The 12206-nt window shown below is 36.7% G+C and carries 14 protein-coding genes; 12 read left to right on the forward strand and 2 right to left on the reverse strand.

All coding sequences use genetic code 11. The features are described from left to right. Positions 1–2: 2 nt before the first annotated feature. The 12 genes from AC1EU5_RS10450 (at position 3) to AC1EU5_RS10505 (ending at position 9845) form a co-directional block, all read left to right on the forward strand. Positions 3–629, forward strand: a complete 627-nt coding sequence (locus AC1EU5_RS10450) for a conjugal transfer protein TraK (RefSeq protein ID WP_480192332.1) — start codon at positions 3–5, stop codon at positions 627–629. Between the two features lie 22 nt (positions 630–651). Next, complete coding sequence (traM, locus tag AC1EU5_RS10455) at positions 652–1518, forward strand: conjugative transposon protein TraM (RefSeq protein WP_480192333.1); 867 nt, start codon at positions 652–654, stop codon at positions 1516–1518. Next, entirely contained in the window at positions 1515–2312 is a 798-nt protein-coding gene (locus AC1EU5_RS10460; RefSeq protein ID WP_480192334.1) for a DUF4138 domain-containing protein, read from the forward strand. Before traM ends, AC1EU5_RS10460 begins: the two co-directional genes overlap by 4 nt. A 136-nt stretch (positions 2313–2448) precedes the next feature. Next, on the forward strand, positions 2449–2910 hold the full coding sequence (locus tag AC1EU5_RS10465) for a mobile mystery protein A (RefSeq protein WP_480192335.1): 462 nt from the start codon (positions 2449–2451) through the stop codon (positions 2908–2910). Continuing rightward, positions 2901–3497 carry a mobile mystery protein B gene (locus AC1EU5_RS10470; RefSeq protein WP_480192336.1) on the forward strand — a complete coding sequence of 199 codons (597 nt, stop codon included), beginning with the start codon at positions 2901–2903 and terminating at the stop codon, positions 3495–3497. The genes AC1EU5_RS10465 and AC1EU5_RS10470 overlap by 10 nt, the downstream gene beginning before the upstream one ends. Positions 3498–3897: 400 nt before the next feature. After that, the gene (locus AC1EU5_RS10475; RefSeq protein WP_480192337.1) at positions 3898–4224 is read left to right on the forward strand and encodes a single-stranded DNA-binding protein; all 327 of its coding nucleotides are present in this window, start codon (positions 3898–3900) and stop codon (positions 4222–4224) included. A 69-nt stretch (positions 4225–4293) separates the two neighbouring features. Beyond that, entirely contained in the window at positions 4294–4743 is a 450-nt protein-coding gene (locus AC1EU5_RS10480; RefSeq protein WP_480192338.1) for a JAB domain-containing protein, read from the forward strand. Then, the gene (locus AC1EU5_RS10485) at positions 4740–4937 is read left to right on the forward strand and encodes a hypothetical protein (RefSeq protein WP_480192339.1); all 198 of its coding nucleotides are present in this window, start codon (positions 4740–4742) and stop codon (positions 4935–4937) included. Before AC1EU5_RS10480 ends, AC1EU5_RS10485 begins: the two co-directional genes overlap by 4 nt. A gap of 357 nt (positions 4938–5294) precedes the next feature. After that, positions 5295–5648: a BfmA/BtgA family mobilization protein gene (locus AC1EU5_RS10490; protein ID WP_480192340.1), complete on the forward strand. Its 354-nt coding sequence runs from the start codon at positions 5295–5297 to the stop codon at positions 5646–5648. Position 5649: 1 nt separating this feature from the next. Next, positions 5650–6669, forward strand: coding sequence for a MobB family relaxase (gene mobB, locus AC1EU5_RS10495; RefSeq protein WP_480192341.1), 1020 nt, complete (start codon positions 5650–5652; stop codon positions 6667–6669). A 2-nt stretch (positions 6670–6671) separates the two neighbouring features. Further along, positions 6672–8243 carry a type IV secretory system conjugative DNA transfer family protein gene (locus tag AC1EU5_RS10500; RefSeq protein ID WP_480192342.1) on the forward strand — a complete coding sequence of 524 codons (1572 nt, stop codon included), beginning with the start codon at positions 6672–6674 and terminating at the stop codon, positions 8241–8243. A 210-nt stretch (positions 8244–8453) separates the two neighbouring features. Continuing rightward, the gene (locus tag AC1EU5_RS10505) at positions 8454–9845 is read left to right on the forward strand and encodes a sulfatase (protein ID WP_480192343.1); all 1392 of its coding nucleotides are present in this window, start codon (positions 8454–8456) and stop codon (positions 9843–9845) included. A 69-nt stretch (positions 9846–9914) separates the two neighbouring features. Here the strand turns inward: AC1EU5_RS10505 and AC1EU5_RS10510 are convergent, their stop codons facing one another. Next, positions 9915–10988 (reverse strand): aldose epimerase family protein, encoded by a 1074-nt coding sequence (locus AC1EU5_RS10510; RefSeq protein WP_480192344.1) that lies wholly within the window; start codon positions 10986–10988, stop codon positions 9915–9917. Between the two features lie 25 nt (positions 10989–11013). Continuing rightward, entirely contained in the window at positions 11014–12192 is a 1179-nt protein-coding gene (locus AC1EU5_RS10515; protein ID WP_480192345.1) for a DUF1501 domain-containing protein, read from the reverse strand. Positions 12193–12206 lie beyond the last annotated feature (14 nt).

A 12206-nucleotide genomic window follows, 5' to 3' on the forward strand; every position in this document is an offset into this window, starting at 1 on the left:
TTATGAAAACACCTTTTAAAAATATCTATCAGGTCTTAAAACTCAACCGCTTTGTTGTTTTGGCTGTGGTCATTGTTTCTTCATTAGCAGGATTAGCAAGCGTAGCGATGGTCATCAAACTACATAAAGAAACGATGAATAAGGCCTTTGTGGTCAATGGTGACGGTGCTGTCTTGCCTCTGAAATTGGTGGACCAATATGAAAATCTTGGCGTGGAGGCCCTGGCCCATTTGGAACTATTTCATCGGTATTTCTATGGGATTGATGCTAGTAATCTCGAAAAGAATTTGGAAAAAGCGCTATGGTTGGGGAACAGTTCAGTGGATGATTTGTATCGGCAAAAAAAAGCGGATGGAGTTTACAATCGATTGGTGCAATATTCACTGGTTCAAAAGATATTAGCTATTGATTCTAAGGTTGATGTTCAAAGAACACCTTATCAGTTTGAAACCACTATTGTATTTGAGATCAACAGGGGATCGGTAGTCGACACCTATCGGTTGGTCACCACCGGGAACTTATTACATGTAGATCGCAACTTTCCAAAGAATACGCATGGTTTATTAATTACAAACTTTTTTGAAAAAACATTACAAAAACTGGAAGATTATGAATACGAAGAAAAATAAGATTGTATTTGGCGGGATTGTCTTGACAGTCACCCTGTTTATTGGGGTATACGCTTATTCCTTATTAGGAAAAGAAGATCAAGAGGAAGTGGAAGCAAATCGTATCCCCATTCCTGAATTGAAAGATGAACAAAAGACCTATGAGTCGAAATTGGAAGCTTTGGATGATTTGAAGGAGGTTCGAGAATCCAATGCTCCGAGCATTTACGATGAACGCTTGTTGGATTCTGCTGGTGTATATGATCCGGATTTATTGGATAAGGAGAAAATGCGCATTGTGGACAGCATTTATCGACAAGGAAGAATTCAATATTCGGAAACGTCGGAATCTATAAAGATTACGAAACCTGAGAAACTGAAAAAATCATTGGTTTCGAAGTACGATGCTGCTGCTTCTGGAACTGTTGAGGTCACTGGTGATCATGCCTCATTCTTTTTGGTGAAGAAGCTGACGGATAACTCGGTTGATAAAGATCAACTCGTATATGCTAAGGTGAATGGAAAGCAGCTGGTGAAGCGAGATTATCGTTTGGAATTGATATTAACCAAAGAGGCTATAGTTGACGGTCATGTCTTTCCAAAACATACGGCTGTTTATGGTTTTGTCTCATTCAAACCCAATAGAGTACATATTGAAATAACCAATATAAATGGGCTTGCTGTAAAGTTGAAGGCGTATGATGTACAAGACGGGAATGAAGGGATTTATGTGCCCAACAACTTTAGAGCGGAAGCTAGTAATGAAGTGGTGGATGACGCCATTGACCAGATCAACATACCGTCGGTTCCTTCCGCAGGAGTTTTGAAGCGCGTATTTCAACGGTCCAATAAACATGTGCGGGCAACCATTACAGATAATTATGAATTAGTATTAAAACCATCGTTATGAGAGCAGTAGTTATTTTGAGTATGTTGACTATGAGTCTATTGGCTCATGGTCAGGAAAAATTAGACACCATCTATGCGAATGAACGGGAAGTAGTCGGGTTGTTTTTTCCTGAAACGATTCGGCAGGGGGTTGTAGGACAGTCCAATTATAAATTTTCCTTTAATCAAACACAGGAACAGCATTTTGCCTTATTGCAGGCGACACCTGGTGCCGGTAGTAATCTGTTGACCATTACGTCAGACGGAAGAGTGTATTCCTATGTACTGAAGTATGCTGAGAGACTGCCAAAGCTGAATTATTTTATTAAGGCCGAAGAAAGTATCGGTTTTGAGAAACCTCATTTTCCTAAAAAGACCATACGTAATGAGATTAATAATAATTATAAGGATCGAAGCACCTATTTTGAGAAATTTAGTAAATACCTATTGAATTTACCACCGAAACGGTTGGCTCGAAAAAGGGTGAAAGGCCTAAAAATGCACGTTGAACAAAAGGTCTATGAACAATCAGAGCTGTACCTGGTGCTGTCACTGGGAAATAATTCTAAGATGGATTTTGAAGTAGAGGATGTCAAGATATTCTTGAAAAATAGCGTTCGAGGAAAGAAAGCTTCCCATCAGGAACTGGAACAGGGAATTATATATAAGTACAAATTTCCTGAGATCGTAGAGAAGGGAGCAAAAAAGCGAATGGTGCTGATGATCCCCAAGAATGTTCCCGGGTTTAAGGAACGATGGGAGGTAAAAGTTCGTGAAAAGAAGGGGAATCGTTCGATGTCACTGAGTTTTAAGTAGATTGCATATAATAATATAAAAGTATACTTATTTGTATACTTTTTTTATATTAAATATACGTATTTGTATATTTTATTGTATTTTTGTATACATATATGTATATTTTATACGTTATGATAATATTAATAGTTGAGTCATGAGGAACAAGAAAAAATTATTGGTAACACAATTGGATCAAAAACTGACTCCTTTTCTGGGGTTGGAAAAAGTATTGGTACCTGAACAAGGTTGGATCGCAGCGATCAGAACAGCCTTGAATATGACCATGGAACAGTTAGGAATGAAGATGGGTGCCACGAAAGGCGCAGTACAGAAAATTGAGGAACGAGAGGTCACAGGTCAAATATCTTTGAAGAAATTGAAAAAGGCAGCGGACGCCCTGGACCTAGATTTTGTGTATGGCTTTGTGCCCAAGGATGGAACACTGGAGGATCAGATAGATCGGAAAGCTATTGAGGTAGCACGCAAAATAGTCTTGCGTACGAACCATACCATGCAATTGGAAGATCAGGGGATCGCTGATGAAAAATTGAAAGCGTCCATCGCTGAATTGGCCGAAGAACTCAAACGAGAGATGAAACGATCGTTATGGGATTAAACCTGAACTATAGCGAAGGACAAACACCGATTAACGAGGAAGAGAAGGAAGGTCTTTTGATCAAAAATATAAGCCTTCAAAAAGAACTCGATGAATTTGAACAACTGAATATTGAAAAAGCAATTGAATGGACCATCCATGCCAAATTTAAAAAAGAAGAAGTGCTTACGGAGGCCTTTGTGAAAGATGTTCATAAGCGTATGTTTGGCGATGTTTGGAAATGGGCCGGTGAATTCAGAACATCTCAAAAAAATATCGGTATTCAGTGGCCTATAATTGGAGTTGAGTTGAAAAAATTGTTGGATGATACCAATTATCTAATCGATCATGAGGTTTATGTACCTGAAGAAATTGCTATTCGATTTAAACATCGCATCGTACAGATACATTGCTTCCCGAATGGGAATGGTCGGCATTCCAGATTGATGGGTGATATTCTGATGGAAGGGGTCTTTAAAAAAGAACCTTTTACTTGGAGTCGTTCTCAGGGGTTGGAGGTTTCCGTCTTGAGAAACCAATATATTACTGCACTTAAAGAAGCGGATCAGGGAACTATAAAACCTTTGTTAGAATTCGCTACGAATTAGTCATTACGTATTTGAATTGTATAGTTGAGGGCCTCGATACCTTCTGAACGGTGTATGCCTCCCTGTTGAAGTTGCTACTTCTTTTTCACCGTGCTTCCCTTTTTTTGCTAGCAAAGCACCAATATGGAGCCTAAACAGACTGCATAATCAGGCTCCTATGTCGCTCTTTTTATAAGTCCTTATTAGGCGTCCATCTTGAAATGTGTACGCATCAAAAAAAGTTAACAGCGACGGCTCTATGGGAAGTAAAGCAATAATATATCACATGAAACCAATACAACAGTTCATAGCAGAAGGTATCCGGTCCGAATCAAAAAAGGAAAACGCTCCGGATATAATAAGTAAATCAAGCCTTCGGGTTGTGGGCAAAAAAGTGAAGTTTAATTTAAATCTATATATCATGAGTACAGTTAAAAACAATGTGAAATTAATCGGAAATGTAGGGCAAGAGCCTACCATTACGAAATTGGACAACGGAAAGAAAGTGGCGCGGTTTTCTTTAGCCACAAATGAGACCTTTAAAAATTCAAAAGGTGAAAAGCAGACCGAAACGAATTGGCACACGATTGTTGCCTGGGGGAAAGCCGCGGAGATCGTAGAAAAGTATGTCAACAAAGGCAAAGAACTCGCCATTGATGGGAAATTAACGTCTCGTTCGTATGAAACGAAAGAGCAAGAAAAACGCTATGTAACAGAAGTGATTGTCTATGAATTATTACTAATGTAAGTACAAAAAAAGAGGGCTTGATTACTAACCCAATGCCCTCTTTCATTTCTCATTTTAATTCGCAAAAAAATGGACTATAAAGTTAACGAAATAAAAATCTCTTATCAAGAAAAGTTGCTAACACTGTGTTCCGAACATATCAAGAGTTCACAGGATGCTGCCGATTTATTGTTCGATTATTGGGATACAGATACGATCGCTTTACACGAATGTTTTAAAGTGATCTTGTTAAATAATGCCAATAAAGTACGTGGCATTTATGACCTCTCATCAGGAGGAATTACCGGAACGGTGGTGGATGTACGACTATTATTCGGTGTGGTGCTCAAGAGTATTTCCGTCGGGATTATCTTGGCACATAACCACCCGAGCGGAAAATTACAGCCGAGCGCATCCGATAAAAGGCTGACACAAAAAATTAAAAATGCTTCGGAATATTTGGATATCAATGTGCTGGATCATATCATCTTGGCACCGAATGGTGGCTACTTTAGTTTTTCAGATAATGGTTTGCTATGATCTATCTTAATTATAACAACCTCGATTCGGAAACCCAACAACGACTGTTGGAACAGTCCAAAAAAGATGTGGAACAGATCTTTGGTCATGAATTGAAAACCTATGCCCAAGAATTCCATTTGAACTATGATACGCTCTTATACGAAGAAGCGGTTAAGAACCTCTATAATTATCATTATGTATTTAACATTTAAAAAATAGAACCTTTGATTTTTTAAAGGTTTTTTAATGCACTTGACGTTCTAAAACCCGCACAAACTTATATCCCTATTCATTAATTTTAAATGAACTCATTTGAGATCAAATCGCGTTTTTACTTCACTTAAAATTGCTGTAACTTCTAAAGAGAATCTGTCCACCTCGGGTAGGCATTTTTGGTCCCGATCCCGGGACAAAAAGGAATAGCAAGAGGGCAACATGCTAACGCAGTGTTGCAATTATTAATAAATTGATTTTCAATCAATTAAAAAAATAGAGATTAAAATAGGGCCTTGTTTTTTACTAAAAAATGGTTGCCGCCCCTTTAAAAACAAGGATTTTTTTACTAAAAAATGGATAAAGGATACGAAAAAGAACCCTTTGAGACCTTTAAGATTAAGGCATCAGTAGCGAAGAAATTTAGACGCTACTGTAAAGCCATTTCAACCTCTCAATCAATGACGCTATTGTTAATGTTAGAGTTCTTTGAAAACAATGAAATTTCTCCAAAAGAAATGCTTGGCCCTAATATGCGAACCTTGGCAAACTTGATAAGAAAAAGAAATAACGCCGTCATCGCCATTCTTAAAACCATGGAGAAACACCAAACCTTACCGGCAGTATCCATGTTACAATTGCTTTTTGAGCAAGCACCTGACAAACCTACCGGACCTAAATTCGTAGAAGTTAAACAACAAAAAGAATAGCATGTACATTACTATCACAAGACAACATATGGGAACCACTTTTTCACAAAGTGCCGAAGATTACGTGACCTACCTGGAGAAAGAAAATGAAGAACACTCACAGGAACACCATGAGCATTTCTTTGATCAATATAACGATCGTATTTCTCCTCAACTCGTTGTAGAAGAGATCGATCGGAATACCTCTAAACTGAGAAAACATGAGCCCAAATTTTATGCACTCACTATTAATCCCTCTCAGCCCGAATTAAAACATATCAAGAGTGATCCGGAAAAATTAAAGAAGTATATCCGCGAAGTCATGAAAGACTATGCAAAAGCCTTTTATCGGGACAGGCCGGTTTCGGTGGATCAGATCAAATATTTTGCAAAAGTGGAGTATGAACGGACTTATAAAGGTTTTGATAAAGTCATTCAGAAAAATCAACCCTATATCAGTAAGATTGCCAAACTCAAACATGATCTAGTTAAAATCCGAAATCATGAACTGGAAGGGAATGCTCAAGAAATTAAGGAGAAGATTCGAAAATTAGAACGAGAAGCCCCTCATCAATTGAACGGTAAAATGATCGTTCAAGGCATGAAAAAGGAGGGAAGCCAACTGCATGTCCATATTATCGTTAGCCGTAAAGATGTCACGAATACGTATTCTTTATCTCCCGGAAGTTCCTATAAAGCCTCCGAAGCCGAATTCAATGGTAAACTGGTAAAGCGTGGTTTCCATCGCAATCAGTTTTTTGAAAATGCTGAAAAAACCTTTGATCGTTTATTTGATTACAAACGCAATTTTGCAGAAAGCTATGCAGCACGAAAACTCTATAAAGACAATACCCATAAATATTTTGCGTACCTGTTGGGCTTGCCCACCAGTGAACGAAGTGCTGCCTTAAAACTCTTAGGAAAATCAGGAATACCAATTCCGAATATCCCAACCAACAAAGTGCAATTCGCTTTACAAGCCATCAAACAAGTAAAACGTGCTGTTCAGATTTCGAAATCTGCCAGCTCTTTAGAAATCTAGTTATGCCTATTCTTATAATCTACATATTCGGAAGTATCACTTTGGCTCTTATCATTAAAAAGGTAGAGCACGGTTTTTGGCTGAATTGTACCTGTATCGGATTACTAGGGTGGATCAGTTTCGAGGTATTTCAGGAATACTTTTTAGAATTATTACTTTATGGCTATATCCCTTTTTTCGGGATCAATTCAGCACTTTTAGGCCTATTACAAAAAGAACCGGAAAGTATCCCTAATAAACGGTTTCAAGTACGATTGAAAACAAAAGGAAAAGACCTGGTATTGAATAATATTCGACGCGGAGTTTCGATTATCGGATCTGCAGGTAGCGGTAAAACGGAATCTATCGTCTATCCCCTTTTAAAGCATTTTTGTAAGGAGCAATTTTCAGGGATTATCTATGATTATAAAAACTTCGAGATCACAGAAATGGCACTTCCCTTATTCAATGGCAAGGAAATACCTTTTCATATTGTTTCGTTTGATCAGATGCACTCCAGAGTCAATCCTATTGCGCCCAGATATATTCCTGATGTTGAGAGTGTGAATGAAGTATCACGAGTATTATTACATAACTTATTGGAATTAAAAGACACAAATGTTTCAGGACCGACACAATTCTTTCATGACGCTGCAGAAGGCTTGCTTGGAGCCCTCATTTGGAAATTAAAAACGGATTACCCATCCTATTCCACATTACCACATTTGATTGCTATTTATCAATATTTGGATTCAGAAAGTTTGATGAATTTCGTGAGTTCAAACTCAACGTCCAAGGCTTTAGCAAGCGCATTTTTATTGGGAAAAGATTCCGAAAGACAGACTGCTGGAGTGTTGAGTACTTTAGCGAACGGATTAAAAAAGATTAGCACCGAGCGTATCTTTTATGTGCTCTCGGCAGATGAGATTTCATTGGATATTAATAATTCAGAAAATCCATCTGTAATTTCAGTAGTGAGCAATCCGAAATTTGAAAGTGCCCATTCACCTGTAATTGCCTTAACAATACATACCGTCATCAAACAAATGAGCATCCGAAATCAAAGACACTCTTTTATTTTACTGGAAGAGGCACCGACTATTCGCTTATTAAATATGCATCGAATTCCAGCAACACTAAGGAGTTATGATATAGCTACTATTTATGTATTGCAGGACAAAGTTCAGAATGATTTGCTATATGGAGATAAAGCAAGTAGAGCTATTTTAAGCAATCTTTCCTATCAATTTTTCGGAAAGGTGAACGACCCAGATACCGCTAAATATTACGAACGCTTTTTTGAATTAATAAAGCGCCCAACAAAAAGTATTAGTAAGACGCATACATTGAATTTTGATACTCGCATTACCAAAGGAGAGAAGGAGGTTAGTAAAATTCGATCGGACGAATTTTTTCGGTTAAAACAGGGAGAGTTTATTTCCTTTTCAGATGGAAAAGAAAGAAGAGTGAGATTTCATATTCCTAACATTAATAAGCAACATTTGGAATCAGAAAGAACTGAAAGAGATAAAGAGGTCCTTGAACAATACAATAAAATATACCAAGACATAAAACGACTTTTCCGAAATCATTAATGCGTTGAATAGCTGTCTAATCACTTTCTAAATAGATAAGGTGAGTAATTTGGTTAGCTATTTTGAAAATTTATTTACTCACGTCAACAATGCATACAATTAATTCCTCAGCGCTTCGGTTATTATTTTGTTTATTGCTCTTATATTCTCGATCTTTGAAAATAAACTTTCATATCTCTAGATAATCACAAAAAATTAGAAAGTACTCACATGAAATTTCAAATTTTAATTTTTGTAGCACTATTGTTATCAATCAGTTCTTGTAGAAATAACACATCAATAGAAAATAAACCCAACATTGTGATCATAAACGTTGATGATATGGGCTGGAAAGATCTAGGATTTATGGGTAGTGAATATTATGAGACGCCTAATATTGATCAATTGGCCAGTTTAGGGATGGTGTTTATGAATGGATATGCAGCATCTGCAAATTGCGCTCCAAGTAGAGCTTCTTTAATGACTGGCAAATGGACGCCTCGTCATGGAATTTACACGGTGAATTCATCTGAAAGAGGAGCTTCGAAGCATCGGAAACTTATACCCACTGAAAATACAAGAATATTATCTAAGGAGCATAAGGTAATTCCTGAACTATTAAATAAGAATGGCTATATAACTTTTCATGCCGGAAAGTGGCATTTGAGCAAAAACCCTTTAGATTATGGGTTCAATATTAATATTGGTGGCGGATATAATGGTCTTCCAAATAGTTATTATCCACCGTATAAGAATGTTAAAATTGAAGGTGGAAAAAATCAGCATCTAACTGATTTAATTATGGAGAAAACCTTAGAAATTATAGATACAGTACAACATCCATTTTTTCTTAATTACGCCCCCTATGCTGTACATACGCCAATACAACCCATAAATGAGCTATTAGAAAAATATAAGCAAAAACCTACCTGGAATGGTCAAGGAAATCCAGATTATGCCACCATGGTGGAAAATCTCGATAGAAATATTGGGTTGTTGGTTTCAAAATTAAAAGAAAAAGGGATATTCAACAATACTTTTATTGTTTTCACTTCTGATAATGGCGGTTTATATGGTATTACCCAACAATATCCCTTAAGAGCAGGTAAGGGAAGTTATTATGAAGGAGGTATTCGAGAACCCTTTTTCTTTGTAATGAATGACAGGATAAGAGCAAATTCCACAAGTGAAGTGCCCATTACGAATCTGGATATATTTCCAACTATTTTAAATTATGCCGGAATCAATAATGATCAATTAAAATTAGATGGAACTGATCTTTCTCTAATTTTAGAGGAAAAAGAGGATACATTAGACCGTCCGCTATATTGGCATTTCCCTATTTATTTGCAAGCATATAATGTTCATGATAATGAAAACCGTGATTCATTATTCAGAACAAGACCAGGTTCTGTAATAAGATATAAGAACTGGAAGCTACACTATTATTTTGAAAATGATGAAGTTGAACTTTATAACTTAGCGCAAGACATCGGGGAAAGAAATAATCTTGCAACAAAAGAACCTGAGAAAACAGAAGAAATGTTGAATTATCTTAGAAAATGGTGGGATGAAACAAAGGCACCAATTCCGAAGCAATTAAATCCTGAATATCAAGATTGAAATGTAAAAAAACCAATGCACCACAATTTGTAAAAGGGAACAACCGAAAAAGTGCGTGTTCAAGCGGTTTTAACCCACTCTAAATTTGTAGACCGATATGGAAGAGTAGCGCTCTTCTGGCTTGAGTAGGACTGAAGGGAAATTTGATTTATTTGGGCTATCCGGAAAATGCTGGGTTTCTAAACAAAAGGCACTTCTATAGGAATGCAATACTCCTTTTTTTCTATCTGTTTTTCCGTCAAGAAAATTACCTCCATAAAAATGAACTCCCGGTTCACTGGTAAAAACTTCTAAAATTCGACCACTAGCAGGCTCCTCAACCCTCGCGGCAAAATTCAACCCTTTTTCATTCGTAGTATGGGTATTTAGAACAAAGTTGTGATCATAGCCATTTCCATATGAGAGCTGCTGATCTTTTATTCCTAAATGTTCACCAATTACTTTTTTGAATCTAAAATCGAATGGTGTTCCTGCAACTGTTCTTATCTCACCTGTTGGGATTAAATTTCGGTCAATTGGAGTAAAATGATCGGCATTTAAAGTTAGTAGATGATCGTTGATCGTGCCTTTGCCTTCACCTTTTAGATTGAAAAATGTGTGGTGCGTAAGATTGATTATGGTTGTTTTGTCTGTAGTAGCATGATAATGAATATATAATTCGTTATCATCTGATAAGTGATAGTTGACTTTTACTTCTAAATTTCCAGGATATCCCTCTTCCTGATCATTTGAGACTCTATTGAATTCAATTTCATTCGTACTGATTTGATTTGCATCCCAAACAACGTTATGAAATCCGTGAGTACCACCGTGCAAATGGTTGTTTCCATTATTTGTTTCCAATGAATATTCTTGATTATCAATGCGAAATTTTCCTTCAGCTATTCGATTGGCATATCTACCAATAACTGCTCCGAAATAAGAATCACTATGCTTCATGTTTTCTTCTATATTCGAATAACCTAAAACAATATTATCAAAGGCTCCATTTTTATCAGGAACTAATAAAGATACCAAGCGTTGCCCATAATTCGTAAATACAACTTCCAGCCCATTTTTATTCCTTAACCAATAAAGGGCGGTCTTTTTTCCTTTTACTTGTGTCTTAAATTTCTTAGGATCAATCCCTGATTTTAAACCCATTTATTTTGATTTTAATAGGTTTTTATTAAGAAAATAAGTTTTGAATAGGGCTATTATTGATACCCAATTGTGAAGGATTAAAACTCATTTTATCTTGTAATAAGCTCGCATAGACACTTCTAAAATCGATATCAAAAATTAAATCTCCTTTATCTAAATGAGTCAAATTGGGGTTTTTACCTATAATCTTACCATTTGAATTACCGTTGATTATAAACATAGGAGCCGCAGTACCGTGATCAGTTCCATTACCATTATCTTTAACCCTTCTGCCAAATTCAGAAAAGACAACGAGCGTGACCCCTTGCATTAGATTTACACTTTTTAAATCATCGTAGAAGCTTTTTACAGCTCCATTTAGTTCAGTGAGTTTTCTGTTATGAAGTGGTAATTGGTTGTCATGAGTATCAAAACCACCTAATGAGGTGTAGTACACTTTAGAATTTAGATTCCCCTTAATAAGCCTTGAAATCCATTTTAAGTTTCTCGCCAAGGCTGTTTTAGGATATGAGATATCATCTTTAGATTTTGAAAGCGCTTTTTGTATGTCCTCAGATCCTTCAGATACTGATTCAGCTACCTTTAGTACAAAGTCCAATTGCGGATTTTCAGCCAGTTTTGATTTGGAATAATACTTCTTACGGGTTTTAAAATTGCCTGGATTTTTTACCGTTATTGAATTGGGTTCCTCACCTTTTAATACGAGGTTATCTATAGAATCAATATTAATACCTGCCGTTGGTTGATGATCTCTGCACTGTAAATCCAAGTATCTTCCTAGCCAACCATTTGTTAGGTATTGATTTGCATCTGAGGCCGTTTGCCAAATTTCTTGACTTCTAAAATGAGAACGATTCGGATTCGGATAACCAACATTTTGTAGTACATATAAATCGCCATTTTGCTGGATGTCTGCAAAACCTTTTAGCGCAGGGTGGAAGCCCATTCCTTTATTTTTACTGATAATTGCATCTTTAGCTAAAGCGACTTTTGGTCTTAGCGCATAGTATAAGGGGTCATCAAATGGAATAAAAGTATTGAGGCCATCATTCCCTCCATTAAGTTGAACGAATACCAAGCACTCATTTGCAGCACCCAACGTTTTCTCATTGCCTATAGTGCCAAAGGCATGTAAGAACTCCGGTAATAAAAGTGCTCCGCCTGTAAATGTTCCTGTAATGGATAAAAAATTTCTTCTTTTCATAAACCTATAATTAA

This window comes from Maritimimonas sp. 2405UD52-3 (assembly GCF_056591715.1).

Bases quoted from the DNA above. Each gene is read 5' to 3' on its own strand.
- AC1EU5_RS10450 (WP_480192332.1), top strand. From the start codon at position 3: ATGAAAACACCTTTTAAAAATATCTATCAGGTCTTAAAACTCAACCGC.
- AC1EU5_RS10460 (WP_480192334.1), top strand. From the start codon at position 1,515: ATGAGAGCAGTAGTTATTTTGAGTATGTTGACTATGAGTCTATTGGCT.
- AC1EU5_RS10465 (WP_480192335.1), top strand. From the start codon at position 2,449: ATGAGGAACAAGAAAAAATTATTGGTAACACAATTGGATCAAAAACTG.
- AC1EU5_RS10470 (WP_480192336.1), top strand. From the start codon at position 2,901: ATGGGATTAAACCTGAACTATAGCGAAGGACAAACACCGATTAACGAG.
- AC1EU5_RS10475 (WP_480192337.1), top strand. From the start codon at position 3,898: ATGAGTACAGTTAAAAACAATGTGAAATTAATCGGAAATGTAGGGCAA.
- AC1EU5_RS10480 (WP_480192338.1), top strand. From the start codon at position 4,294: ATGGACTATAAAGTTAACGAAATAAAAATCTCTTATCAAGAAAAGTTG.
- AC1EU5_RS10485 (WP_480192339.1), top strand. From the start codon at position 4,740: ATGATCTATCTTAATTATAACAACCTCGATTCGGAAACCCAACAACGA.
- AC1EU5_RS10490 (WP_480192340.1), top strand. From the start codon at position 5,295: ATGGATAAAGGATACGAAAAAGAACCCTTTGAGACCTTTAAGATTAAG.
- mobB (WP_480192341.1), top strand. From the start codon at position 5,650: ATGTACATTACTATCACAAGACAACATATGGGAACCACTTTTTCACAA.
- AC1EU5_RS10500 (WP_480192342.1), top strand. From the start codon at position 6,672: ATGCCTATTCTTATAATCTACATATTCGGAAGTATCACTTTGGCTCTT.
- AC1EU5_RS10505 (WP_480192343.1), top strand. From the start codon at position 8,454: ATGAAATTTCAAATTTTAATTTTTGTAGCACTATTGTTATCAATCAGT.
- AC1EU5_RS10510 (WP_480192344.1), bottom strand. From the start codon at position 10,988: ATGGGTTTAAAATCAGGGATTGATCCTAAGAAATTTAAGACACAAGTA.
- AC1EU5_RS10515 (WP_480192345.1), bottom strand. From the start codon at position 12,192: ATGAAAAGAAGAAATTTTTTATCCATTACAGGAACATTTACAGGCGGA.